The organism is Nocardioides dilutus (assembly GCF_054779555.1).
This window is the reverse complement of sequence record NZ_BAAGYA010000002.1, coordinates 640,451-665,802: the sequence shown is the minus strand read 5'-3', so window position 1 is coordinate 665,802 and position 25,352 is coordinate 640,451. Positions and strand designations below refer to the sequence as shown.

The 25,352-nt window shown below is 71.1% G+C and carries 23 protein-coding genes; 8 read left to right on the top strand and 15 right to left on the bottom strand.

What is annotated here, in order from left to right:
• Window positions 1-73: 73 nt before the first annotated feature.
• From ACYVC6_RS12865 to ACYVC6_RS12845, 5 genes are all read right to left on the bottom strand, one after another.
• Window positions 74-1,291 (bottom strand): MFS transporter, encoded by a 1,218-nt coding sequence (locus ACYVC6_RS12865; protein ID WP_460714630.1) that lies wholly within the window; start codon window positions 1,289-1,291, stop codon window positions 74-76.
• 34 nt (window positions 1,292-1,325) lie between these two features.
• On the bottom strand, window positions 1,326-2,057 hold the full coding sequence (locus tag ACYVC6_RS12860; RefSeq protein WP_460714628.1) for a DUF6498-containing protein: 732 nt from the start codon (window positions 2,055-2,057) through the stop codon (window positions 1,326-1,328).
• A gap of 13 nt (window positions 2,058-2,070) precedes the next feature.
• Complete coding sequence (locus tag ACYVC6_RS12855; RefSeq protein ID WP_460714626.1) at window positions 2,071-2,229, bottom strand: hypothetical protein; 159 nt, start codon at window positions 2,227-2,229, stop codon at window positions 2,071-2,073.
• A 38-nt stretch (window positions 2,230-2,267) separates the two neighbouring features.
• A complete protein-coding gene (locus tag ACYVC6_RS12850; protein WP_460714624.1) occupies window positions 2,268-2,822 on the bottom strand; it encodes a hypothetical protein in 555 nt (184 codons plus the stop codon).
• A 77-nt stretch (window positions 2,823-2,899) separates the two neighbouring features.
• Complete coding sequence (locus ACYVC6_RS12845) at window positions 2,900-5,110, bottom strand: NADP-dependent isocitrate dehydrogenase (protein WP_460714622.1); 2,211 nt, start codon at window positions 5,108-5,110, stop codon at window positions 2,900-2,902.
• Between the two features lie 67 nt (window positions 5,111-5,177).
• On the opposite strand from ACYVC6_RS12845, the gene ACYVC6_RS12840 reads away from it, so the two are divergent.
• A complete protein-coding gene (locus tag ACYVC6_RS12840; RefSeq protein ID WP_460714620.1) occupies window positions 5,178-6,122 on the top strand; it encodes an aquaporin in 945 nt (314 codons plus the stop codon).
• Window positions 6,123-6,125: 3 nt separating this feature from the next.
• On the opposite strand, the gene ACYVC6_RS12835 is transcribed toward ACYVC6_RS12840, so the two are convergent.
• Complete coding sequence (locus tag ACYVC6_RS12835; protein WP_460714618.1) at window positions 6,126-6,800, bottom strand: hypothetical protein; 675 nt, start codon at window positions 6,798-6,800, stop codon at window positions 6,126-6,128.
• Window positions 6,801-6,846: 46 nt separating this feature from the next.
• Between ACYVC6_RS12835 and ACYVC6_RS12830 the strand changes: the two genes are divergently transcribed.
• Window positions 6,847-7,845 carry a malate dehydrogenase gene (locus ACYVC6_RS12830; protein ID WP_460714616.1) on the top strand — a complete coding sequence of 333 codons (999 nt, stop codon included), beginning with the start codon at window positions 6,847-6,849 and terminating at the stop codon, window positions 7,843-7,845.
• A gap of 1 nt (window position 7,846) precedes the next feature.
• On the opposite strand, the gene ACYVC6_RS12825 is transcribed toward ACYVC6_RS12830, so the two are convergent.
• From ACYVC6_RS12825 to ACYVC6_RS12805, 5 genes are read right to left on the bottom strand one after another with little or no spacing between them, the layout of a single operon-like run.
• Window positions 7,847-8,185, bottom strand: a complete 339-nt coding sequence (locus ACYVC6_RS12825) for a DUF3017 domain-containing protein (protein WP_460714614.1) — start codon at window positions 8,183-8,185, stop codon at window positions 7,847-7,849.
• Window positions 8,182-9,030, bottom strand: coding sequence for a bifunctional methylenetetrahydrofolate dehydrogenase/methenyltetrahydrofolate cyclohydrolase (locus ACYVC6_RS12820; protein WP_460714612.1), 849 nt, complete (start codon window positions 9,028-9,030; stop codon window positions 8,182-8,184). The genes ACYVC6_RS12825 and ACYVC6_RS12820 overlap by 4 nt, the downstream gene beginning before the upstream one ends.
• A gap of 34 nt (window positions 9,031-9,064) precedes the next feature.
• Entirely contained in the window at window positions 9,065-10,624 is a 1,560-nt protein-coding gene (gene purH, locus ACYVC6_RS12815) for a bifunctional phosphoribosylaminoimidazolecarboxamide formyltransferase/IMP cyclohydrolase (protein ID WP_460714610.1), read from the bottom strand.
• Window positions 10,617-11,228: a phosphoribosylglycinamide formyltransferase gene (gene purN / locus ACYVC6_RS12810; RefSeq protein ID WP_460714608.1), complete on the bottom strand. Its 612-nt coding sequence runs from the start codon at window positions 11,226-11,228 to the stop codon at window positions 10,617-10,619. Before purN ends, purH begins: the two co-directional genes overlap by 8 nt.
• Window positions 11,229-11,238: 10 nt before the next feature.
• Window positions 11,239-12,585, bottom strand: coding sequence for a cell division protein PerM (locus ACYVC6_RS12805; protein ID WP_460714606.1), 1,347 nt, complete (start codon window positions 12,583-12,585; stop codon window positions 11,239-11,241).
• A 102-nt stretch (window positions 12,586-12,687) separates the two neighbouring features.
• Here ACYVC6_RS12805 and ACYVC6_RS12800 point away from each other — a divergent pair, with 102 nt between their 5' ends.
• The 4 genes from ACYVC6_RS12800 (at window position 12,688) to ACYVC6_RS12785 (ending at window position 17,297) form a co-directional block, all read left to right on the top strand.
• Window positions 12,688-14,538 (top strand): sigma factor-like helix-turn-helix DNA-binding protein, encoded by a 1,851-nt coding sequence (locus ACYVC6_RS12800; RefSeq protein WP_460714604.1) that lies wholly within the window; start codon window positions 12,688-12,690, stop codon window positions 14,536-14,538.
• Between the two features lie 115 nt (window positions 14,539-14,653).
• On the top strand, window positions 14,654-15,157 hold the full coding sequence (locus ACYVC6_RS12795; RefSeq protein ID WP_460714602.1) for an RNA polymerase sigma factor: 504 nt from the start codon (window positions 14,654-14,656) through the stop codon (window positions 15,155-15,157).
• On the top strand, window positions 15,150-15,956 hold the full coding sequence (locus ACYVC6_RS12790) for a hypothetical protein (protein WP_460714600.1): 807 nt from the start codon (window positions 15,150-15,152) through the stop codon (window positions 15,954-15,956). Before ACYVC6_RS12795 ends, ACYVC6_RS12790 begins: the two co-directional genes overlap by 8 nt.
• Before the next feature lie 24 nt (window positions 15,957-15,980).
• Window positions 15,981-17,297: a glycoside hydrolase domain-containing protein gene (locus ACYVC6_RS12785; RefSeq protein WP_460714598.1), complete on the top strand. Its 1,317-nt coding sequence runs from the start codon at window positions 15,981-15,983 to the stop codon at window positions 17,295-17,297.
• A 3-nt stretch (window positions 17,298-17,300) separates the two neighbouring features.
• Here ACYVC6_RS12785 and metG read toward each other — a convergent pair whose 3' ends face one another.
• Window positions 17,301-19,100: a methionine--tRNA ligase gene (metG, locus tag ACYVC6_RS12780; RefSeq protein ID WP_460714596.1), complete on the bottom strand. Its 1,800-nt coding sequence runs from the start codon at window positions 19,098-19,100 to the stop codon at window positions 17,301-17,303.
• A gap of 34 nt (window positions 19,101-19,134) precedes the next feature.
• On the opposite strand from metG, the gene ACYVC6_RS12775 reads away from it, so the two are divergent.
• Window positions 19,135-19,818: a GOLPH3/VPS74 family protein gene (locus ACYVC6_RS12775; protein ID WP_460714594.1), complete on the top strand. Its 684-nt coding sequence runs from the start codon at window positions 19,135-19,137 to the stop codon at window positions 19,816-19,818.
• Between the two features lie 16 nt (window positions 19,819-19,834).
• On the opposite strand, the gene ACYVC6_RS12770 is transcribed toward ACYVC6_RS12775, so the two are convergent.
• Genes ACYVC6_RS12770 through chrA form a run of 3 tightly spaced genes read right to left on the bottom strand, consistent with a single transcriptional unit; the run spans window position 19,835 to window position 22,780 of the window.
• Window positions 19,835-20,956, bottom strand: coding sequence for an N-acetylmuramoyl-L-alanine amidase (locus ACYVC6_RS12770; RefSeq protein ID WP_460714592.1), 1,122 nt, complete (start codon window positions 20,954-20,956; stop codon window positions 19,835-19,837).
• 52 nt (window positions 20,957-21,008) lie between these two features.
• Window positions 21,009-21,611 carry a mycothiol-dependent nitroreductase Rv2466c family protein gene (locus ACYVC6_RS12765; protein ID WP_460714590.1) on the bottom strand — a complete coding sequence of 201 codons (603 nt, stop codon included), beginning with the start codon at window positions 21,609-21,611 and terminating at the stop codon, window positions 21,009-21,011.
• 11 nt (window positions 21,612-21,622) lie between these two features.
• Entirely contained in the window at window positions 21,623-22,780 is a 1,158-nt protein-coding gene (gene chrA, locus ACYVC6_RS12760; protein WP_460714588.1) for a chromate efflux transporter, read from the bottom strand.
• On the opposite strand from chrA, the gene pepN reads away from it, so the two are divergent.
• Complete coding sequence (pepN, locus tag ACYVC6_RS12755) at window positions 22,779-25,352, top strand: aminopeptidase N (RefSeq protein WP_460714586.1); 2,574 nt, start codon at window positions 22,779-22,781, stop codon at window positions 25,350-25,352. The genes chrA and pepN overlap by 2 nt on opposite strands.

Here is a 25,352-nt window from a genome sequence, read left to right as displayed (position 1 = left end):
CGACGCGACCCCTACTCCTTGCCCATGTCCAGCAGGCAGGTCGATCTTTCAGGGCAGCCTCCCCCAGCTGCGACTAGGTGGATCGACGCGCCGCCGCCCAGGAGAACAGCAGCACCGCCACGCCCGCGACCGAGAGCGCGACCCCGACCAGCGCCGGCGATCGGTAGCCGTAGCCGGCCGCGATCGTCAGGCCGCCGAGCCAGGCACCGAGCGCGTTGGCGACGTTGAGGGACGCGTGGTTCATCGCCGCGCCGAGCGTCTGTGCCTCCCCCGCGACGTCCATCAGCCGGAGCTGGAGGTTGACCACGAGCACCGACCCCAGGACGGTCACCGTGAACACCACCGGCAGCAGCGCCCAGCCGTGCGGAGCGGCGAACCAGAACACGACGAGGATGAGCCCCGAGCCGATGCCCGAGCTGATCAGCGAGCCGAACACCGACCAGGCGGCCAGCTCCCCGGCCAGCCACGTGCCCACGACCATCCCTAGCCCGAAGGCGAGCACGAACAGCGGCACCGTGGACCCGGGCAGGCCACCCACGTCGGTCACGGTGGGGGCGATGTAGGAGAAGACCGCGAACAGGCCGCCGAACCCGATGGCGCCGGCCAGCAGGACCAACCAGGCCTGGCCGTTGCGGAAGAAGAGCCGCAGCTCCTGTCTTCCGGTCGCGTCGCCGTGCCCGGGACAGGACGGGACGAACGCCACGACCAGCGCGACGGCCAGGAGGGAAAGCAGCGCGGCGGCGACGTACGACGCGCGCCAGCCGACATGCTGACCGAGCCAGGTCGCGGCGGGCACGCCGGCGACGTTGGCCACCGACAGGCCGAGCATCACGCTCGCGACGGCGCGCCCACGGCGCCCGGGCGGCGCCAAGCTGGCGGCCACCAGGGACGCGACGCCGAAGTAGGCGCCGTGCGGCAGCCCGTCGAGGAACCGGCCGACGAACAGCACCTCGAAGGTCGGCGCCGCGGCGCTCAGCAGGTTGAAGACGCCGTACGCCGCCATCAGGGCGATCAGCAGACCGCGCCGCGGCCACCGCGCACCGAAGAAGGCCAGGATCGGGGCCCCGACGACGACGCCGAGGGCGTAGGCCGAGATCACGTGCCCGGCGGACGGGATCGACACGTCGACCCCGTCAGCGACCTGCGGCAGGACGCCCATGGTCACGAACTCGGTCGTGCCGATCGCGAAACCACCGGACGCCAGCGCCAGCAGTGCGAGCCCGTAGCCGTGCGGCGCGACGACCGTGGGCACGTCTGCCGCAAGCTGGCGATCGGCGGTCACGTCGGTCATCGGCACCATCGTGCAACCGACCGGAGCCGCCGCCCTATTCCTGGGCGACAGGTGCGCCGTACAGACCGTCACCCTCGCGCACGACCTGGCGCGAGCGGTGCTGCCAGACGTGGAAAGCCAGGTCGACCAACGTCTTCAGGACGCACAGGAAGGCGACCGCGGCGACCTGGTCGTTGCCGCTCTCGCCGTGCTCCCAGCCGTCGAGCGCCACACCGAAGGCGATGAGGATCCCGACGTGCAGCACCAGCATCCGGGGGTACGGCGCGACCATCGCCTTGCCCTGGCTGACCACCTTGCGCTCGTCGCGGCCGAACCAGTTCGCCCCGAGCGAGAAGAGGTGGCTCGCGGTGATCGCGAGCGACAGCAGGACCACCGGGCCCAGGCCCCCCTTCAGCCCGACCAACGCAGCCACGACGACCGCGAACACGCCGTGGACCAGCGTGAAGATGCCGTAGTGGAGGGCGAAGAACTTCGCCGATGACATGTCGCGAGGAACGCCGTTGGTCGTGACCGCGACCGTGCCCTTCCCAGGGCCTTCGGCGGTCGCGGTGCGCACGATCCAGCAGGCCCAGACCACGACGTTCTCGATCCAGTAGACGATGAACACGTCACCCATCCCCGCGCGCTCCGTGACTACCGCCCAGACCGGGAGCAGGTTGACGACAACGAGCACCACGGCCGTCGCCAGCCGCGCCCAGACACCAGGCAGGCGGGCGGCCGCGCGGGCCACCAGCTGGATGCCGAGGAAACGCATGACGGTGTTCATCGAAGACCCGTCCTCAGTTGAGCAGCAGGCCCATGGCCACGCCCACGACCACGGACACGACCAGGAAGCCGACTATCCCGCCGCCCAGGTAGACCGCGAACACCCCCGCGGCGACACCCGAGCCCACGGCGATCCAGAAGCCGATCCCGGGGTCCTTCTCCCCTTCGAACACAGAGGGATGGTGGCACAACAACGGGCCGCGAGGCCGTCTCAGCTGCGCTTGGCCGTCGATCTCTTCGCAGTTGCCTTCGTCGCGGCCGTCTTGGCCGTCGTCTTCTTGGCCGTCGTCTTCTTGGCCGTCGTCTTCCTGGCCGCCGTCTTCTTGGCCGCCGTCTTCTTCGCCGGGGCCTTCCTCGGGGCGGGCCGTGCGGTGGGCGTCTTCTTCGCGACCAGGCTCTCGGCCTCCTGGCCGGCGACGACCGACGCGTGGGCCGCCTCAGCCTTGGCAAGCTTCTTGCCTCGCTTGGCGTGGGCGCGCTCCTGGTCGGCCAGCGCCTTCACGGCCTGCTGCTGCTCGTCGGCGGCTGCTCTGGCCACCCGGCGGGCCGCCTTGGCCTCCTTGCGCAGCCGGGCTGCCTTCTCCTCGGCCTCGTCCCGAGCCCTTTTGGCCGCCACGTAGTCCCCCGCCGTCGCGTCCACCTCGGCTCCCGCCCGGTCCGCACGCTTCTGCGCCAGCGCCAAGAGCTCCGCGGCCTGGTCGAGCTTGGTCCGCTGCGCCTCCACGCGCCGCTGCATCGCCTCTACGTCGCCACTTGTGTCACCCATCGGGGCCCCTCCTCGTCCTGTGGTGAGCAAGCGGTACCCGATGCCGGCCGGGCGACCGTCGGACTCGGTGCCCGGGCTCAGAGTGAGGCGAGCGCCTCGTTGAACGTCGCGGACGGGCGCATGACCGCCTCCGCCTTGGCCTCGTCTGGGCGGTAGTAGCCGCCGATGTCGGCAGGGCTCCCCTGGACCGCGAGCAGCTCGTCGACGATGGTCTTCTCGTCGGCGGCGAGCCGCTCGGCGTACGGCTTGAAGACCGCCGCGAGGTCCGGGTCGGCCGTCTGGGCCGCGATCTCCTGTGCCCAGTAGAGGGCGAGGTAGAAGTGTGAACCGCGGTTGTCGATGCCGCCGAGCTTGCGGGTCGGGGACTTGTCCTCGTTGAGGAAGGTCTCCGTCGCCTTGTCGAGGGTGTCGGCGAGGACCTGGGCGCCCTTGTTGTCGGCGTAGGACGCGAGGTGGTCGAGCGAGGCGGCCAGGGCGAAGAACTCGCCGAGGCTGTCCCAGCGCAGGTAGTTCTCCTTGACCAGCTGCTGCACGTGCTTGGGCGCCGAGCCGCCTGCGCCGGTCTCGAACAGGCCGCCGCCGTTGATGAGCGGGACGATCGAGAGCATCTTCGCCGAGGTGCCGAGCTCGAGGATCGGGAAGAGGTCGGTGTTGTAGTCGCGGAGCACGTTGCCGGTGACCGAGATGGTGTCCTCGCCGCGGCGGATCCGCTCCAGGGAGTACGCCGTCGCCTCGGCCGGCGCCATGATCTCGATCGTCAGACCCTCGGTGTCGTGATCGGCGAGGTAGTCCTTGACCTTGGCGATCAGGTTGGCGTCGTGCGCGCGCGCCTCGTCCAGCCAGAAGATGGCGGGCGAGCCAGTGGCGCGGGCCCGGGTGACGGCCAGCTTGACCCAGTCCCGGATCGAGGCGTCCTTGGTCTGGCAGGCCCGCCAGACGTCGCCCGGCTGCACGGCGTGGGAGATCAGCACGTCGCCGGACGAGGAGACGACCTGCACGGTGCCGGCGGCCGGGACCTCGAAGGTCTTGTCGTGCGAGCCGTACTCCTCGGCGGCCTTGGCCATCAGTCCGACGTTGGGCACCGAGCCCATCGTGGCCGGGTCGAAGGCGCCGTGGGCGCGGCAGTCGTCGATGACGGTCTGGTAGACGCCGGCGTAGGAGGAGTCGGGGATGACCGCGAGGGTGTCGGCCTCCTCGCCGTCGGGGCCCCACATGTGGCCGGACTGGCGGATCATCGCCGGCATCGAGGCGTCGACGATCACGTCGGAGGGGACGTGCAGGTTGGTGATGCCCTTGTCGGAGTCGACCATCGCGATGGCGGGACCCTCTGCGAGACGCTGCTTGACGGCGGCGGCGATCGCCTCGCCCTCGGGCAGCGACGCCGCGGCGTCGAGCAGCGCGCCGAGCCCGTCGTTGGGCGAGATCCCGGCGGCCTTCAGCACCTCGCCGTACTGCTCGAAGAGCGTCGGGAAGAACGCCTGCACCGCGTGGCCGAACAGGATCGGGTCGGAGACCTTCATCATCGTCGCCTTGAGGTGCAGCGAGAACAGCACATCGTCGGCCTTGGCCCGGGCGATCTGCTCGGTGAGGAAGCGGCGCAGCGCGGCGACGTCCATGAATGTGCCGTCCACGACCTCGCCCGCCAGGACGGGGAGCGCCTCCTTCAGCACGGTCACTGTGCCGTCGGCGGCGACGTGCTCGATCCGCAGGGTGTCGTCGGCCTCGAGGACCACCGAGGCCTCGTTGGAGAAGAAGTCGTGCTCACCCATCGTGGCCACGTTGGTCTTGGACTCGGGGGTCCACGCGCCCATCCGGTGCGGGTGCTTGCGCGCGTAGTTCTTCACCGACGCCGGCGCGCGCCGGTCGGAGTTGCCCTCGCGCAGCACCGGGTTGACCGCCGACCCCTTGACCTTGTCGTAGCGCGCCCGGATGTCGCGCTCCTCGTCGGTGTCGGGGCTCTCGGGGTAGTCGGGCAGGTCGTAGCCCTGGCTCTGCAGCTCGGCGACCGCCGCCTTCAGCTGGGGCACGGACGCCGACACGTTGGGCAGCTTGATGATGTTGGCCTCGGGCTTGGTGGCCAGCTCGCCGAGCTCGGCGAGCGCGTCGTCGACCCGCTGCTCGTCGGTCAGACGGTCCGGGAACTGGGCGATGATGCGGCCCGCCAAAGAGATGTCGCGGGTCTCCACGTCGACGCCCGCCTTCGCGGCGTAGGCCGCGATGATCGGCAGGAAGGAGTAGGTCGCCAGCAGCGGTGCCTCGTCGGTGTGGGTGTAGATGATCTTCGCCATGGGGCCAGCCTCGCACTCGCCGTTCCGCAGCGGCAAAGCGGCCTCCCGCGGGATTAGAGTGCAGAACATGGCTGACACCACCACCTCCGCGCAGAAGATCGCCGCCGAGGTCATCGGGACGTTCACACTGGTGTTCTTCGGCTGCGGAGCCGCGATCTTCAGCGGTGGCGACTATGCCGGGATCGCGCTGGCCTTCGGTCTGACCGTCCTCTGCGGCGCCTACGCCTTCGGTCGCGTGTCCGGTGCGCACTTCAACCCGGCGGTCACCGTCGGCGCCGCGCTCGGCGGCCGGATCGCCTGGAAGCAGACCCCGCTCTACATCGGTTCCCAGCTCGTGGGCGGTCTGATCGCGGGCCTGACGCTGTTCATCCTCGTGCAGGGCATCCCCGACTACGACGTGGGCGTGAGCGGGCTCGCGCAGAACTCGTTCGGCGACGATGGCTCCGGCTACGCCGTGTGGGCGGCGTTCCTGCTGGAGGCGATCCTCACCGCGGTGTTCGTGTGGGTGATCCTCGCGGTCACCGACGCCCGCAACGAGCACCCCGCCCTCGCCCCGTTGGCGATCGGCCTGGCGCTGACGATGGTGCACCTGGCCTCGATCGGCGCGACGGGCACCTCGGTCAACCCGGCCCGCTCCATCGGCGTCGGCCTCTTCGCCGGGTCCGACGCGGTCATCCAGCTCTGGTTGTTCATCCTGGCGCCGTTGGCCGGGGCCGCGATCGCCGGCATCACCTACCCGCTGCTGTTCGGCCACGGCTCCGACCCGGTCCCCGGCTCCGGCCTGCGCCGCGCGCACGAGGCGGTGCCCGGCTACGGCGCCCCGGACCAGCTCCAGCAGGAGTGGAACCAGCAGGGCACCGGTGGGGCCGCCGGCGCGACCGACACGGTCGTCGCGCACGAGCCGATCATCCAGGACGGCTGGCAGTGGGACCACGAGGCGCAGGAATGGAAGCCGCTGGAGCAGTTCCAGCAGCCGCCGGCCGATCCCACGGACCCGACCGCACCACACTGACGCTCAGGGCCCGGACGTCAGCTCGCTCGACCCCGGCGGCCCTTCGAGGTTGAAGGTCCGCGTCAACCCGATGCCCTGCTCATAGACCTGCTGCACCAGGACACCCGGCTCCAGGTCGCTCTCCACCCGCAGGACGACGGCTCCGTCGGCGACGCGCTCCACCGTTACCCGGTCCTCGACCACACCCTCGAGCAGCGCCAGCCGCCACCCGTCACCGACCCGGGGGTCGGCCGGCATCGCCAGGCCCGCCTCGGCACCGGCGACCTCGACGTCCCAGACCCCGGCCCGGCCGAACCACCAGACGTTGCCGGCCCGGTCCTGGGCGTAGTAGTCGACCTGCTCGGTCGCCGGCCCGTTGCCCACCAAGGTCTCCGTGCGCACCACGGTCACCGCGACGCCCCCGAGGCGCAGGTTCGAGGGCTCAACAGTGACTGTCGACCGCCCGCCCTGCACGCCGTCGTCGACGTCGTACGTCCATTCGCTGCCCTGCTCGAGCGGCAGCCACGGGTTGTCGACGAACCCCACGAAGTCGTCCGGGTCCGGCGACGGCGTCGGGATGACCAGCTCGTCGATCCCGGCGATCTCGTAGTCGGGTGAGGCCGAGCCGCAGCCGGCCAGGACGAGAACACTGACGAGGGCGCCGAGGAGCACTCCGACGGAGACCCGGCCGCGACGCATGGGGCGAATCATGACGCACGGCCGGGCGCTGCTAGCGTCGGCAGGCGTGAACTCAGAACACGCGCAGTCTCCTCTGAAGGTCGCCGTCACCGGCGCCGCCGGCCAGATCGGCTACAGCCTCCTCTTCCGTCTCGCGAGCGGTTCCCTCGCCGGCGACCGTCCCATCGAGCTGCGGCTCCTCGAGATCGAGCCCGCGCTCAAGGCGCTCGAAGGCGTGGTCATGGAGCTCGACGACTGCGCGTTCCCCCAGCTGGCCAAGGTCGAGATCGGCGCCGACGCCGAGAAGATGTTCGACGGGGTCAACCTCGCCCTGCTCGTGGGCGCCCGACCGCGCGGCCCGGGCATGGAGCGCAGCGACCTGCTGTCGGCCAACGGCGCGATCTTCACCGCCCAGGGCAAGGCCCTCAACGCGGTCGCTGCCGACGACGTCCGGATCGGCGTGACCGGCAACCCGGCCAACACCAACGCGCTCATCGCGATGAAGAACGCCCCCGACATCCCGCATGAGCGGTTCTCCGCGCTGACCCGCCTCGACCACAACCGGGCGATCTCGCAGCTGGCGGCGAAGACCGGCGCGCCGGTCACCGAGATCAGCCACATGACGATCTGGGGCAACCACTCCGCGACGCAGTACCCCGACCTCTTCCACGCCCGAGTCGGCGGCCGCAACGCCGCCGAGGTGGTCGACGACCAGGACTGGATCGAGAACACCTTCATCCCGACCGTTGCCAAGCGGGGGGCGGCCATCATCGAGGCCCGCGGTTCCTCCTCGGCGGCCTCTGCCGCCTCGGCCACCATCAATGCCGCCCACGACTGGCTGTTCGGGTCCGCGGACGACGACTGGGTGTCGATGGCCGTCCACTCCGACGGCTCCTACGGCGTGCCCGAGGGCCTCATCTCCTCGTTCCCGGTCGTCACCAAGGACGGCGACTGGGAGATCGTCCAGGGCCTGGAGATCGACGACTTCTCGCGCTCGAAGATCGACGCCTCCACCGCCGAGCTCGAGGACGAGCGCAACGCCGTCACCGAGCTCGGGCTCATTTGAGCTAGCTCGGCTGGTCGGGGATGTCCCCGGCCAGGAACCAGATCAACGCACCCAGCGCGGTGAGCACGGCGACATCGATCGCCCGGTGCCGGACCGCCAGCATGCCGGCGTCCTTGGCAGGCAGGACGAGCCGTAGGCCCGCAGCCGCCATCAGGGCGACCGCCAGCACGCGGACGCCGAGGCGCCAGTCGCCACTGGCGACGACCGCGATCCCCGCGCCGCAGACGCCGAGGATCACCAGGTAGAACGCGCCGCCGATGGTCGAGGGGTAGCGCCGTTCCTCCTCCTCGCCCGGACCCTCCTCCGGGTCGGGCTCCGGCAGGTCCGGATCGTCATTCACAGCCGTTGCTCGGCCATGCTCACGATGTTGGACAGCAGCATCGCCCGGGTCATCGGGCCGACGCCACCGGGGTTGGGTGAGACCCAGCCGGCCACGTCCCAGACACCGTCGGCCACGTCGCCGGCGAGCTTGCCCTCGACCCGGGAGACACCGACGTCGAGCACCGCGGCCCCGGGCTTGACCATGTCGGCGCGCACGATGCCGGGCACGCCGGCCGCCGCGACCACGATGTCGGCCTGGCGCACGTGCGCGGCCAGGTCGACGGTGCCGGTGTGGCAGAGGGTGACGGTGGCGTTCTCCGACTTGCGCGTGAGCAGGAGGCCGAGCGGACGCCCGACAGTCACCCCGCGGCCGACCACGACCACGTCCGCGCCGGCAATCGGGACGTCGTGGCGGCGCAGGAGCTCGACGATGCCGTGCGGCGTGCACGGCAGCGGGGCGGGGTGGCCGAGGACCAGCCAGCCGAGGTTGGTGGGGTGCAGGCCGTCGGCGTCCTTGGCGGGGTCGATGAGCCCGAGGACCCGGTTCTCGTCGCGGCCGCGAGGCAGCGGCAGCTGGACGATGTAGCCGGTGCAGGCCGGATCGGCGTTGAGCCTCGCGACCTCGGCCTCGATCTCCTCCTGTGAGGCGACCTCGGGCAGGTCGACCCGGATCGACTCGATCCCGACCTCGGCGCAGTCCTTGTGCTTGCCGTTGACATACCAGCGCGAGCCCGGGTCGTCGCCGACCAGCACCGTGCCGAGCCCGGGCACCACGCCACGCTCCTTCAGCGCGGCCACGCGCACCCGCAGCTCCTCCTTGATCGCGGCGGCGGTGGCGGTCCCGTCGAGCTTCTGTGCGGTCACCGGGTCATCCTGTCAGCCGGGTCCCTCCGCTGGATCAATGGGCGAAGTGCCGTGTCCCCGTGAAGTACATGGTCACTCCGGCCGCTTCGCAGGCCTTGATGGTGAGCTCGTCGCGGACCGAGCCTCCCGGCTGCACGATCGCGGCCACCTGGGCGTCGATGAGGATCTGCGGACCGTCCTCGAACGGGAAGAACGCGTCGGACGCGGCTACTGAGCCGGCCGCACGGTCCCCGGCCCTGGACACCGCGAGCCGGCAGGAGTCGACCCGGTTGACCTGGCCCATGCCGATGCCGACCGAGGCGCCGTCCTTGGCGAGCAGGATCGCGTTGGACTTGGCAGCCCGACAGGCCTTCCACGCGAACGCCAGGTCGGCCAGCACCTCCGGCGAGGCGGCCGCACCGGTCGCAAGGGTCCACGTCGTCGGGTCGTCGCCGGGTGCGTCGATCCCATCCCGGTGCTGCATCAGGAGCCCTCCGGAGATCGGCCGGGTCTCGACACCCCCGCGGGGGTCGGGAGCGCACACGAGGAGCCGGATGTTCTTCTTCGCGGCCAGGATCTCGACCGCTCCGTCGTCGTACGCCGGAGCGACGACCACCTCGGTGAACACCTCGGCCACCTGCTCGGCCATCGCCACCGAGACCGGCACGTTGGTGGCGATCACGCCGCCGAACGCCGAGACCGGGTCGCACTCATGTGCCTTGCGGTGAGCCTCGGCCACGTCCGCGCCGACCGCGATGCCGCAGGGATTGGCGTGCTTGATGATCGCCACGGCCGGCTCGTCGAAGTCGTAGGCGGCCCGCCGCGCCGCGTCCGCGTCGACGTAGTTGTTGTAGGACATCTCCTTGCCGTGCAGCTGCTCGGCCTGGGCGAGGGCGGGCGCGCCGAAGCCCTGCCGGTAGAGCGCGGCCGGCTGGTGCGGGTTCTCGCCGTAGCGCAGCGACGCCGCCTTGTCCCAGGTGGCGCCGACCCAGGCCGGGAACCCGGAGCCCTCGGAGGTGTCGGTGAGGACGCTGCCCATCCAGGACGCGACGGCCACGTCGTACGTCGCGGTGTGCACGAACGCCTCCGCGGCCAGCGCCTGACGCTGGGTCAGCGTGAACCCTCCGGCAGCCACGGCCGCCAGCACGTCGGCGTAGCGACCCGGGGAGGTGACGATCGCGACCGACGGGTGGTTCTTCGCCGCCGCGCGGACCATCGAGGGCCCGCCGATGTCGATCTGCTCCACGCACTCGTCGGGGGTGGCGCCGGAGGCGACGGTCTGGGTGAACGGGTAGAGGTTGGAGACCACCAGGTCGAACGGCTCGACACCGAGGTCGGCGAGCTGCTGCACGTGCGAGTCGAGGCGGCGGTCGGCCAGGATCCCGGCGTGCACCTTGGGGTGCAGGGTCTTGACCCGCCCGTCGAGGCACTCGGGGAAGCCGGTGAGGTCCTCGACCTTGGTCACGGGGATCCCCAGGCCCTCGATCAGGGCCGCCGAGCCGCCGGTGGAGACCAGCGCGACGCCGGCGCCGTGGAGGCCCTGCGCCAGGTCCTTGAGCCCGCTCTTGTCGTAGACCGAGACGAGCGCTCGCTTGATGGGGATCTGGTCATCCATGTCCGATTCGGACCCTTCTGTCCTCGATGGTGAAGCCCTCGCGGGCCATCCGTCCGACGGTGTCGACGAGCAACGCCCGCTCGGCCACCTTGATCCGCTCGTGCAGCGACTCCGGGTCGTCGTCCTCGCGCACCTCGACCGCGGCCTGCGCCACGATCGGCCCGGTGTCGACGCCGTCGTCGACGACGAACAGGGTGCACCCGGTGACCTTGACGCCGTACGCCAGGGCGTCGGCCGGGCCGTGCATGCCGGGGAAGCTCGGGCTCAGCGCCGGGTGGGTGTTGAGGAACCGGCCCTCGAAGGCGGCCAGGAAGTCGCGGCCGACCAGCTTCATGAAACCGGCCGAGATCACCAGGTCCGGCTGGTGCTCGGCGACCGAGGCCGCCAGGGCGCGGTCCCACGCGCCGCGGTCCGGGTAGTCCTTGACCCGGTGCACGAACGTCGGGACGCCGGCCCGCTCGGCCCGGGCGAGGCCCTCGATCCCATTGCGGTCCGCGCCCACTGCGACCACCTCGGCGCCGTAGGCCGGGTCGGCGGTCGCGTCCAGCAGCGCCTGGAGGTTGGTGCCGGACCCGGAGACGAGGACCACCAGGCGCGCAGGCACGCGGTGGAGTCTAGGGCTGAGCAGGTGCCTCGGCTTCCGAGGTCTCGTGACGGTCGCTGCGCGACCTCCTCGACCACCGACGCTGCGCGGGCTCGCTGGCGCTCGCCTCGCTCGCTCGCTGCCACCAGGTGATGGCCAGGCCGCCCAGCAGGCCGCCGATCCCGAAGGCCGTGACCGCGTGGACCAGCACCGATCCGACGAGCGGGCCGACTTCGGTCATCCGGCCCGGCCCGACCGCGCCGCCGGCCAGCGAGGCGAGGACACCGAACACCGCTCCGGCCAGCATCCCGCCGGCACAGCCGTGCAGCGCACCCTCCTCGTAGCGCAGCGTCGGACGGCGTCGCTGGGCACGGGCCGCCCCGACCGCGCCGATGACCGGCGGCACGAGGACCAGCCAGGGGGTCCAGCCCGGGGTGGGACCGCTGTCCGGGAGGGCCGCGAGCATCGGGAACACGGGCAGGGCCCCGACGGTGACCTCGGCGGGCGAGACGATCGTCTGGACGCCCACGGTGAAGCCGGGGCCGAGGAGGTAGGCGCCGGAGAACACCGTGGCATTGGGCACCAGCACCACGGACACGACCACGAGCAGTGCCGTGGCGGGGCCGTCGGTGCCGAGCTGGGAGACCAGGTTGAGGGCCGTGCCGAGGTCGAGGACCAGTGCCCCGACGAAGAAGGCGAGGCAGACCCCGACCCACGTGGTCAGGACGGAGCGACAGGCGGCGGCGGTGGAGACCACGGACGTCGGAAGCCACGCCCCCCACACCGCGGCCCGTCCCGAGCCGGCGGCGATGGCCGGGACGCCGAACAGCCCGCACAGCACGACCGACCACAGCATGACTCGGGCGATGTCGGGTCCGGTCGCGGGAGTCGCGGCAAGGGCGCCGGCCCCGACCGCGGTGGCGACGTAGCCGGCCGTGAAGACCATCGCGGCCACGGGCACGGTCCAGTCGCGCTCGCCGTCGGCGATCCGGTCGGCGTCGGGGCCGTGGCCCGAGACCGAGTCGCCGAGCCGGTGGGCGGTCCGCCAGGTGGCCCAAGCACAGACGGCGGTGATCCCGAGCGGGATCACGCTCACGAGCACGCCATCGACCCGGACTCCCGAGCCGTGCGCCATCAACCAGGCGAGCGCTCCCGTCCGCAGTCCGTCACGGGGCGCCCCGTGAGCGCCGGCGTCGGTGAGGAACCAGCCGGCGACCCCGATGGCCAGGCAGACCATGAGGGTGCCCGCCGCGGCCAGGACGCCGGCGAGAAGTGCCAGCAGCACCAGCGGCCGGCGGTGCCGCAGGTCGTGGCTGACCTCGGCCGCGGATCGCTTGGCCTCGCGGCGGGTCTCCCGGTCGGGCAGCAGGGCGGTCATGGCTTGTCCATGGTCGCCGGGCGTCGTCGTACCTCCGCGCTGCCACGCCGACCCTGGCGCACTTTGGCCAGGATTAGCCCGGTCCCGTAGCGTTAACGGGCCATGAATCGGGCCGACCAGGACAGCTTCGAGTCGTTCTACAAGGACGTCCGGTCCGGCCTCCTCGTCCAGACCTATGCCCTGACCGGGGATCTCCAGGCGTCGCAGAAGGCGGTGCGCGACGCGATGGTCGTCGCCTGGCACCACTGGCGGAAGGTGTCGCGGCTCGAGGACCGCGAGGACTATGTCCGCCCGCTGGCCTGGTCCCGGGCGCTGCGGCGAAGCCAGGCCCGGTGGTGGAGCCGGATGAAGGGCCTCGACGCCGAGGTCGCCGCCACCCTCGACGCGCTGGCGAAGCTGCCGGTGACCCAGCGCCGGGTGCTGCTCCTCAGCCACCTCACCTCGCTGCCGCTCGAGGGGATCTCGCGGGAGGTCGGGATCTCCCGGGCCAACACCGAGCGGGAGCTGCAGAACGCTACCGCGCAGTTCGCGGTCAACCGCGAGGTCGAGTCCACCGGCATCCGCCCGGTGCTGGAGGTGCTCCGCACCCAGATCGACGAGGTCCGCTGGCCGAGGCCCTCCATCATCACCCGCGCCGGCTCGGCACGGCGCCGCTCCCACACCACGTTCGGCGCGGCGGTCGCCGTGGCGGCCCTGGTCGTCTCCGGCTCGGTCGTCACCGACGCCGCCGGGGTCCGGCCCAGCCTCGACACCAAGGGACTGCTCGAGGGCGTCCAGCCGGAGCCGCCCGAGACCACCCCCCGCCCCGACCCCGACGTCCCGCCGTTGACGCCGGAGGCGTTGCTCACCGCCGACCTCGTCGGTGGCGCGCTGACCGGCACCTGGACCCAGGGCAAGACCTCGGGAAACACCGAGGGTGACGGCCTGGTGTTCGCGTGCCAGGGCGGGCGCTACGCCGACCCCGCCGGCCTGGCCGCGCTGGTCCGCACCTTCAAGCCGGAGGCCGCCGACGACCCGTCCACCGCCGGCCAGTCCGTGGAGGTGTCCGCCGACGAGGAAGCCGGGCGGACGACCTACCGGACCACTGCGGGCTGGTACGCCGGGTGCATGGCCCCCCGGATGCAGCTGCTGTCCACCCACCGGGTCAAGGGCGTCGGCGACCAGGCCATGCTCTTCGTCCTGCGCGACTGGAACGAGCCGACCAAGGCCCAGGTCGTCGGCGTCGCACGCAGCGGCGCCGTGACCACCACGACCTCGCTCACCCGCACCGGCACCCGAGACCCTGACGCAGAGCCGAGCGCCACGTTGCTCGCCAGCGCGGTCGACGGCCTGTGCGGGCTGCCTGCTGGCGGCACCTGCGCCGACACTCCTCGGCTCAAGGCCGTGCCTCCCATGGCGACGGGCTCGTCCCCGGCGCTGCTCAGCGAGGTCGACCTGCCGCCGGTCACGAAGGTGACCCAGCCGTGGGTGGGCACGCCCCCGGAGGAGGCCACGACCAACCTCGCCGCGACCCGCTGCGACGAGTCGGACTTCTCCGCCGACGGCTTCAGCCGCGGTGAGACCCGATCGTTCCTCGTCCCGGGTGCGGACCTCCCGCCCGAGTTCGGGCTCACCCAGACCGTCGGCGCGCTGCCCCGGAAGGACGCCGAGGCCTTCATCGCCGGAGTCCGCAAGAAGCTCACGTCCTGTCCCGACCGCGACCTGGCCACCCAGGTCGACGAGGTCAAGACGACGAGCGAGGGCGACCGCGAGCTCACCGTCTGGCGGCTCACTGTCGAGGTCTCCGACGAGCGTTCGGTCACCTACCTGATGGGCATCCTGCGCAACGGCACGGCGGTCTCGCAGCTGACCTTCGTCCCGGCCGACGGGGTCGTCATGGGCGGCGAGCCGTTCATCGCGCTCGCGGTGCGCGCCCAGGACCGGCTCGCCCGGCTCGGCCGGCCGAAGGGCTGACCCACCCCGCCTGCCGCCGGGGAAATCCGGGTGTCGCGTGCAACCGTGAGGTCTGCCCGGGCGTACCACCCGTGGAAGCACCCTCACCAACTGACACGAGACGAGACACAGGTCGATGGACGAACGCGAGTTCGACGACTTCTACGCCGCCTCCTTCTCACGCCTGACCGCCCAGGTCTACGCGATGATCGGGAACCGCGACGAGGCGCAGGAATGCGTGCAGGAGGCGTTCGTACGCGCCTGGGCGCACCGCCGCAAGCTGGACCGTGCCGAGCACCCCGAGGCCTGGGTCCGGACGACGGCCTACCGCCTGGCGGTCAGCCGGTGGCGCCGCACCGTCCGCGGCCGACGTCCCGCCGACCGGGCCCTGAGCCCGGCCACCGAGTCGGCGGCGCCGAGCGAGACCCACGTCGCGCTCGTCGAAGCGCTCAAGCAGCTGCCGGAGGCCCAGCGCCAGGCGCTGGTGCTCCACCACATCGCGGACCTGCCCGTGCACGAGGTGGCCCGGGAGACCGGAGCCCCCGAGGGCACGGTAAAGGCCCGCCTCGCCCGGGGCCGCGCCGCCCTCGCCCTCCTCCTCGCCGACGGACCGCTCGACCCGGGAGCCACTCATGCCTGACAACGACCCGCTGGAGTCACTCGACAACTTCTCCGAAGGACTGCACGTGAACGCCCTGCCTGCCTCCGAGGTCCGCCGCCGCGGCGACCGGATGCGCCGCCGCAACACCGCCCTCGCCACCGTGGGTGGCGTCGTGGCCGCGGCCGTGTTCATCGGTACGCCGGTGGCGCTCATGTCCGGCAACGACGGCGGCGACGACATCGACCCCGCCCCGCAGCCCACCCCGACCGTCACCGAAGACGCCCAGCCGGACTGGCTGACCGAGATCCCCGCCGGCTTCCCGGTGACCGAGGGCATGACGAACGAGGGCAAGCCGACCGAGGGCGACCTCGACGCCATCGCCCTCTGCGACACGTCCTACCCCACCTCCCAGGGCACGACCGACTCCCAGACCTGGTTCTTCAGCGGTGACGGCGAGAGCTCGGCGACCCGCGTCTTCCAGCTCTGGCCGGACGACGCCGCGGCCTTCCTGAGCCTCGACCGTCTCAAGGACGCGGTGCAGGCGTGCCCCCAGCAGCCGAGCGCGGGCGGTGAGGACGTGATCGAGACTCGGCTGGTCGACTTCGACACCGGTGGTGACGCGTCGCTCACCTTCGCCCAGCAGATCGTCGCCGACGACGGGTTGGTCAGCCAGCTGACCACCGTGGAGGTGACCCAGGTCGGCAATGCCGTGCTGGTGGACATGTCCTACGGCGCGGCCGGCGGCGACCAGGCGATCGCGATCGCGACCCAGATCCTCGCGGACAGGTCCGCCGCGACCCGGGCCGCGATGTGCGTGTTCACCAAGGATGGCTGCTAAGGAACGGTGAGGCAGGATGTGCCGGTGTTCTCGGGAACCTCGACCATCGTCCGTGCCCTCGTCCTCACGGTGGCCGCGCTCGTCGCCCTCGGCAGCGGAGCGGCGTCCGCCGCCCCTGGCGACGGCGAGCGCAAGGCCGGCGCGCCGGGCTCGCTGACCGGCTACGGCTTCGACGCCTGCACCGCCCCCGCCCAGGAGGTCATGGACGCCTGGTGGGAGAGCTCGCCGTACGCCGCGGTCGGCATCTACATCGGCGGCAGCAACCGGCTCTGCGAGCAGCCCGAGCTCGACGCGGGTTGGGTGCGCAAGCAGCAGCGGACCGGCTGGCACCTGCTGCCTGTGCAGGTCGGGCCGCAGGCCAGCTGCTCCGGCTATGCCGACCGGATGTCGTCCGACCTCGCCACGGCCGAGCAGCAGGGCCGGGCGGAGGCCGCCAAGGCGATGGCCACGGCACAGGACCTGGGCATCGGCCGGGGCAGCACGCTCTACTACGACCTCGAGGACTACGACACCGGGCCGGACGACTGCCGTCGAGCGGCACTGTCGTTCCTGTCCGGCTGGACCAAGTCACTGCACGCGGCCGGCTACGACTCCGGCGTCTACTCCAACATCGCCGCGGCGATCACGTCGCTCGACTATGCGTCCATCGCCTCGCCGGGCTCCTACGCCATGCCGGACGACATCTGGTTCGCCTGGGAGAACGGCAAGGCCGATACCGCCGACGGCGACTGGGTCGACAGCAGGCTCTGGGACGACCACTCCCGGATCCACCAGTACGACCTCGACGTCCAGCAGACCTACGGCGGCCACACGCTCACCGTGGACGCGAACTGGGTCGACGTCGGCGCCGGCTCGGTCGGGTCGCCGTCCAAGGCCTTGTGCAAGGTCAGGGGCGGGGGCGTCTCCGTCGACCTCAAGGCCTACCCGAAGCGGACGAAGGGCTCGCGCGGGCCCGCGGTCGAGGCCGCGCAGTGCCTGCTCCGCCGGCACGGCTACACCAGGGCGCCGATCACCGGGACCTACGACGCGGCGACCGTCGCGGCGGTGAAGAAGGCGCAGACGAAGCTGCACCTGAAGGTGACCGGCAAGCTCGACCGTCGTACGTGGGTGGCGCTGCTCGCGCGCGGCTCGCACCCCCTGGTCAAGGTCGGGTCGACCGGTGACCCGGTCCGCCGGGTCCAACGTGCGCTGACTGCCGCCCTCGGCAAGCGCGTGGTCATCGACGGCGCCTTGTCGAAGAAGACCGCCAAGGCCGTGAACAAGTTCCAGCGCAAGGCCGGTCTCTCGGCCACGGGCATCGTCGACAACGAGACCTGGGACCGTCTGTTCAGCGGGCGCTGATGCTCACCCGCCCAGTCGGGCCAGCTCCTCGTCCACGATGCTCGGGTCGAGCTTGGTGAAGATCGGGGTCGGCTTGTCGACCGGCGCGCCGACCGCGAGGGGGTGACGTCGCCACTCCGGCACCGCGGTGTAGTCGCCGGTGATGATCGGGTAGGGCGCACCGCCGTCGAGGTCCTCCACTTCCTCGATCCTCGGCATCGGGGCGACCTCGCCCTTGCCCCCGAGGGCGCGGTCGACCTCATTGGCCGCGAACGGGAGGAACGGCGCCAGCACCAGGTTGAGGTCGGACACGCACTGCGCGGTGACGTGCAGGACCGTGCCGAGCCGCGCCGGGTCGTCCTTGATCTTCCACGGCTCCGAGTCCGAGACGTACTTGTTGACCTCGGCCACCACTCGCATCGCCTCGTTGATCGCCTGACGCATCCGGTTCCGCCCGATGAGGTCGCCGACCACGTCGAACGCCGTCTCGGCGGCGGCCAGCACCGCCTCGTCCTCCGGAGTGGTCTCGCCCAGGGGCGGGATCTCCCCGAAGTTCTTGCTGATCATGGTGGCGGTCCGGTTGACCAGGTTGCCCCAGCCCGCGACGAGCTCGTCGTTGGTGCGGCGTACGAACTCGGCCCAGGTGAAGTCGGCGTCCTGGTTCTCGGGGCCGGCAGCCGCGACGAAGTAGCGGAACGCGTCGGGCTGGTAGCGGCTGAGCAGGTCGCGGACGTAGATCACGACCCGCTTGGAGGAGGAGAACTTCTTGCCCTCCATGGTGAGGAACTCCGAGCTCACGACCTCCGTGGGCAGGTCGAGCGTGCCGAACTGCCGCGGTGACCCGCCCTTGGCGCCCTGCCCGTTGTAGGCGAGCAGCTCGGCCGGCCAGATCTGGCTGTGGAAGGTGATGTTGTCCTTGCCCATGAAGTAGTAGGACAGGGCGTCCGGGTCGTTCCACCACTGGCGCCAGGCCTCCGGGTCGCCCCCAGAGGCGACATTGCGACGGGCCCACTCGATCGAGGCCGACAGGTAGCCGATGACCGCGTCGAACCAGACATAGAGCTTCTTGGTCGGGTTGTCCCGCCAGCCGTCCAGCGGGACCGCGATCCCCCAGTCGATGTCGCGGGTCATCGCCCGGGGACGGATCTCCTCGAGGATGTTCTTGCTGAAACGGATCACGTTGGGTCGCCACAGCCCGGTCGCCTCGCGTCCGTCGAGCCACTCCCCCAGCGCCTCGGCCAGGGCCGGCAGGTCGAGGAAGAAGTGCTGGGTCTCGATGAACTCCGGAGTCTCGCCGTTGATCCTGCTTCTCGGGTTGATCAGGTCGGCCGGGTCGAGCTGGTTGCCGCAGTTGTCGCACTGGTCGCCGCGTGCGCCGTCGTAGCCGCAGATCGGGCAGGTGCCCTCGATGTAGCGGTCGGGCAGGGTCCGACCGGTGGACGGCGAGATGGCGCCATGCGTCGTCTGCTCGACGAAGTAGCCGTTCTCGTGGACACCGAGGAACAGCTCCTGGACGACCGCGTGGTGGTTGCGGGTCGTCGTGCGCGTGTAGAGGTCGTAGGTGAGCCCGAGCGCGACGAAGTCCTCGCAGATCAGCCGGTGGTTGGTGTCCGCGAGCTCCTGCGGGCTCACCCCGGCCTCGTCGGCGGCGATCAGGATGGGGGTGCCGTGCTCGTCGGAGCCGGACACCATGAGCACGTCGTTGCCCGCCATCCGCTGGTAGCGGCTGAACACGTCGGACGGTACGCCGAAGCCGGCCACGTGGCCGATGTGGCGCGGGCCGTTGGCATACGGCCAGGCGACGGCGGAGAGGACTTTGCTCATGACGTCAGCCTAGGGCGGTGACTACGGTCACCTCATGCCCCTTTCCCCTTACCTGGTCGCCGAGGACCTGCTGCTCCTCCTGCTGGACGACGAGTCGGGCAAGGTGACCGCCTCCGACGTCGCCGACGTGGCCCTCGGCGGTGCGGTGCTGGCGGAGCTGGCGATCCTCGGGGCGGTGACGGTTGACGAACCGACGGGCAGGTTCCGGTCGCCCAAGGTGCGGGTCGCCGGCCCGGCTCCGGAGGACCGGGTCCTCGCCGATGCCCTGGACGTCGTCGCGGAGAAGGAGCGGACCGCCCAGGACCTCGTGGCCCGGCTCGGCAAGGGTCTCGTCAAGACGCTGGGCGACCGGATGGCCGACCGCGGCATGCTGGAGCGGCGCGAGTCCCGGTTGCTCGGCATGCTGCCGCGCACCCGGTGGCCGGCCGCCGACAGCACCCACGAAGAGGCGGTCCGGCAGGCCCTGGCGTCGGTGCTCGTGCAGGGCACCACACCCGACGCCCGCACCGGGGCCCTGGTCGCGGTGCTCTCCGCCATCGACCGGACGCACAAGGTCGTCGACCACGACGGGCTCTCCCGCCGTGAGGTCAAGAAGCGGGCCAAGGAGGTCACCGAGGGCGCGTGGGCGGCCACGGGCGTCCGAGACGCCATCAAGGCCACCCACGCCGCGGTCATCGCCGCCGTGACGGCCGCCGCCGGAGCGGCGGCCGGAGGCTAGCCAGCACCCCGTCCTGCTAGGCGTCCGGACCGAACCGGTCGACCCGCTTCTGGGTGCGCTCGCGGATCCTCGGCAGGGCGGCGTAGAGGTGACCGCCCGGGCAGGCGGTGTCGTTGGTGTCGCGGTGCCCGTCGATGACCGGGAGCTTGACCTTCTGGCCGGCGGAGAACTTGTCGCTGCCCTGGGAGAACACGGCGGCGCGGCCCGATGGCTTGCGGTCGTACTTGTCGAGCTTCCACGCCGCCAGCCGGACGATCGAGGAGATGACCGGTCGCTCGGGCAGCACCTCCTCGAAGTTGCCGATCACGGCGATGCCGGTGGAGGTGCTGTTGAAGCCGAGCGTGTGTGCGCCCCGCACCGGGAGGGCCGAGCCGCCGGCGCGGCCCTGCCAGATCCCGCCGAAGCGGTCGACCAGGAAGTTGTAGCCGACGTCGGACCAGCCGAGGTTCTTGGTGTGGTAGCGGTAGATGCCACGGAGCAGGGCCGGGACGTCCTCGGGTGCGTAGTCGTTGCTGTTGACCGTGTGGTGGATGTGCACCTGCTGGATGGTGCGGTTGAACCACGGTCCGCCGTTGCGCCACTTCTCGTTCGCGCCCCAGGCCCGACGACGGACGATGTCCGGCTTGGGCGCCTTCTTCCGCTCCGCCCGCTCGGCGGGCTCGTAGCGCGCCGCCCGGTCGAGCAGCACCGGGTCCGGCCCCGGCGCGATCAGGGAGAGGGTCAGTGCGGCGATGCCGTCGCCGCCGCGGAGGTCGACGGCGTCGCAGTCGCCGGTCCAGAGGGGTTCGGTCGCCCGCAGCCCGGGCACGCCCTCGGCTGCTCGGTCGGGGCCGTCGTGCAGCGGGCGCAAGGGCCGCCAGCCCGTCCACTCGCCGTGGCGCCGGACCCGGACCCGCACCGCGGCTTTGACCGGCCCGCCCCGCCAGGTCACGCCGACCATCGAGAACCTGTGCCCGGTGATGGGGCCGGTCCGCAGGCCGCGGGCCGCGCTCAGGACCAGATCGGCGCTCGAGTCAGCCGCGGCGGTCGCGGCGTGCGCCGGTGCGGCGTACGCCGAGGACACGGCCGCCCCCAGCGCCGCCGACCCGAGCAGAAAACCTCGTCTGGTCGGCGTGGCGCTACCGGAGATCGCGTCCATGGCATGTCATCATGCGTCACTTTCGTCACAGCCGCCACCGGTCTGGAGAAGGTCAGGAGAAGTCGAGCTGCTGCTCCCTTGTGCGCTTGAGCTCGGCGAAGTAGGGGAACGACGACAGCGCGACGGCGCCGTCCCAGATCCGGCCGGCGTCCTCACCGCGGGCGATCCTCGTGAGGACCGGGCCGAAGAAGGCCTGCCCGTCGATGGCGATCGTGGGGGTCCCCACCTCGTCGCCGACCTGGTCCATGCCCGCGTGGTGGGACTTCTTGATCGCGTCGTCGTAGGAGTCGTCGTCCATGGCGTCGGCGAGGGCGGCCGGCACCCCGATGGCCTCCAGCGCCTCCTCGATCAGCGGCCGGTCGAGCTTCTCCCGGCCCTCCGCGTGCTTGCGGGTGCCGAGCGCGGTGTAGAGCTCTCCGAGCTTCGCCTGGCCGTACTCCTGCTCCACAGCCATGCAGACCCGCACCGGCTCCCAGGCGTCCTTGAGCAGCTCCCGGTAGGCGTCGGAGATGTCCTTGTCCTCGTTGAGGTAGGCCAGGCTCATGATCCGCCAGGTGACCTCGATGTCTCGGACCTGCGCCGCCTCGATCACCGTCCGAGAGGTGATCCAGGCAAAGGGGCAGAGCGGGTCGAACCAGAAGTCGACGTTGGTCATAAAAGATTCAACTACAGAGCGCCCGTGAGTATTCCCGCCGCCCCGCCGGCCAGCACGAACCACCCGGAGTTGAGGCGGGTCCGCCACAGCAGCAGCAGCGTGACCGCGAACAGCAGTGGTGCCCACCAGCTCGCCAGGTTGTCACGCCCGAGGTCGACGGCCACTCCCAGGATCAGCGCCAGCGCAGTGACGTTGAGACCGTCGAGCACGGCGGCCGTCCAGGCTCTCGACCGCAGCCACCCGACGAGACGGGTGAGCAGGCCGACGAAGACGAACGACGGCAGGAAGATCGCGACCGTGGCGAGGACCGCGCCCCAGAAGCCCGCCACCAGGTAGCCCACGAACGTGGCCGTCGTGAACACCGGGCCCGGCGTCACCTGACCCACCGCGACGGCGTCGACGAGCTGTTGGTTGCTCAACCAGCCCAGCCGCTCGACGAAGTCGCCCTCGAGGAACGTGATCAGCACGTAGCCGCTGCCGTAGAGCACCGCCCCGATCTTGAGCATCGTCACGAACAGCTCGCCGAGGCGCCCGTCGCCGGAGGGGGCGAGCGCCAGCGGCAGGAGGAGGGCCGCGGTGCCGCCCTCCCGCGCCCGCCCCCCGACGTACGGGACCAGCGCGGCGAGCGCACCGCCGACCAGCACGACAAGCTCGTTGAGCCCGAGGAGGTACGCCGCGAGCGCGGCAAGACCCACCACGGCCAGCCACCACGACGTGGCCGCCGCCCTGAGCAGCGGGACAACCGACCACGCGATGATCGCCAGCACGACCGGCACCGCGCCGTCGAACACGTCGCCCACGACCGAGGTGTCGCCGTGCTCGACGTAGGCCCAGGCCAGCACCCCGACGAGCAGCGCCGCCGGCACGATGAAGCAGACGCCGGCGACGAGCAGCCCCCGCCAGCCGGCCCGGTCGTGACCGAGGTGGATCGCCAGCTCGGTGGAGTTCGGGCCGGGCACCAGCTGGGTCGCCCCCACCAGGTCGACGAAGCGCTCGTCGTCGACCCACGCACGGCGCCGGACGAGCTCCTCGCGCATCATCGCGGTGTGCGCCGCCGGGCCGCCGAACGCGACGACGCCGAGCCTCAGGAACACGGCGGCCACCTCGCGTGCAGACGCCCCCGAACCGGGAGGCCGCGAGAGCACCACGGGTGGCAGGATGGCACGCATGCCTGGAACCAATCTCACCCGGGACGAGGCCGGCGCCCGCGCCGCTCTCCTGGATGTCACGTCATACGCGATCGACCTGGACCTCACGACTCGCCAAGAAGACGGGGAGACCACCCACTTCGGGTCCACGACCACGATCGAGTTCACGTGCACCCAGCCCGGGACCGAGACCTTCGCCGACCTGGTCGACGCGACCGTGCACGAGATCATCCTCAACGGCCAGCCTGTCGACCTCAGCGCCTACCAGGACAACCGCATCGCGCTCACGGGGCTCGCGGCCGACAACACGCTCGTGGTCCGGGCCGACTGCAGCTACTCACGCACCGGCGAGGGCCTGCACCGCTTCGTCGACCCGGCCGACGACCGCGTCTACCTCTACTCCCAGTTCGAGGTGCCCGACGCGCGCCGCGTCTACACGACCTTCGAGCAGCCCGACCTCAAGGCGCCCTACACGTTCACGGTGACCGCTCCCGCCCACTGGAAGGTCGTCTCCAACGCCCCGAGCCCGCAGCCCGAGCCCTTGGACACCGGCGGTGACGGGCCCGCCAAGGCGGTGTGGCGCTTCGAGGCCACCAAGCCGATGTCGACCTACATCACCGCCCTGGTCGCCGGCGAGTACCACGAGGTGCAATACACCTACGAGGGCAAGACGCAGAACATCCCGCTCGGCCTCTACTGCCGCCAGTCGCTGGTGGAGCACCTCGACGCCGACGAGCTGATCAAGGTCACCCGGCAGGGGTTCGCGTTCTTCGAGGACGCATTCGGCTACCCCTACCCGTTCGGCAAGTACGACCAGCTGTTCGTGCCGGAATACAACATGGGCGCGATGGAGAACGCCGGGTGCGTCACGTTCCGCGACGAATACCTCCCGCGCAGCCGCCAGGACCGCGCCTTCTACGAGTTCCGCGCCGAGGTGATCCTCCACGAGATGGCGCACATGTGGTTCGGCGACTTGGTGACGATGAGGTGGTGGGACGACCTCTGGCTCAACGAGTCGTTCGCCGAGTGGGCCTGCTACCACGCCGCCGTCCAGGCGACTGAGTTCAAGGAGGCGTGGACCGGCTTCACCAACGCCCGCAAGAACTGGGCCTACCGGCAGGACCAGCTGCCCTCGACCCACCCGATCGCGGCCGACAACTACGACCTGCAGGCCGTCGAGGTCAACTTCGACGGGATCACCTACGCCAAGGGCGCGTCGGTGCTCAAGCAGCTGGTCGCCTGGGTCGGGCTGGACAACTTCCTGGAAGGTATCCGCGGCTACTTCCAGGACTTCGCCTACGGCAACTCCGAGTTCAAGGACCTGCTGATGGCGCTGGAGAAGTCCAGCGGACGCGAGCTCGAGTCGTGGGCCCAAGAGTGGCTGCAGACCTCGGGGGTCAACACCTTGGCAGCGCGGTTCGAGCTGGACGCCGACGGCTGCTATACGTCGTTCGCCGTCGCGCAGACCGCCCACCCCGACCACCCGACACTCCGCCGGCACCGTCTCGGCATCGGCCTCTACGACAAGGTTGAGGGCCGGCTGGTCCGGCGTACCTCGCTCGAGGTCGATGTCGAGGGAGACCGCACCGAGATCGGCGAGCTGGTCGGCCAGAAGCAGCCCGACCTGCTGCTGCTCAACGAGGGCGACCTCGCCTACGCCAAGATCCGGCTCGACGAGCGCTCACTCGAGACGCTCGTGTCGAGCATCGAGACGATCGACGACTCGCTGGCCCGCGCACTGTGCTGGGGCGCCGCCTGGGACATGACCCGCGATGCGGAGATGTCGGCGACCGACTTCGTGACGCTCGTGCTCTCCGGGATCGCCTCGGAGACCGATGCGTTCGGGGTCAGGAGCCTGCCCAACTACGCCGCGGCGGCGACGACCCTCTACTCCGCGCCGGCCAACCGGGACGCACTCCGGGCGACCTGGGAGTCCGGGCTGCGCCAGCTCCTCATGACCGCCGAGCCTGGCGGTGACCACCAGCTCTCGTTCGCCCGGGCCTACGCCGCTGCGGCGCACAGCGACCAGGCACTGTCAGACCTCGAGGGGCTTCTCGACGGTTCCTTCGACATCGACGGACTCGCCGTGGACACCGACCTGCGCTGGACCCTGCTCTCGGCGCTGGCCAAGAACGGTCGCGCCGACGGCGACCGCATCAACGACGAGCTGGCCAGGGACCACACGATCTCCGGCCAGGAGCACGCAGCCGCGGCACGAGCCCTCCGGCCCACCGCCGAGGCCAAGGCCGAGGCGTGGGAGCTGGCGATGGTGCGCGACGACGTCCCCAACGAGACCCAGCGCAGCATCGTGCTGGCGTTCGGCGCCTACGGCCAGGACGAGGTGCTGGCGCCCTACGTCGAGAAGTACCTCGCCGCGGCCGACACCATGTGGGAGGACAAGGGCACCCAGCGGGCCTCGACGGCACTGGAACACATCTTCCCCAAGCACCTCGCCAGCCCGGCACTGCTCGACCGGCTCGACACGTGGCTCGAGGAGTCGCCGGCCAACCCGGCCGCGAAGCGCTACGTCCGCGAGAACCGCGACGACATCGCCCGGGCACTGCGGGCCCAGGCCAAGGACGCCCCGGGGTAG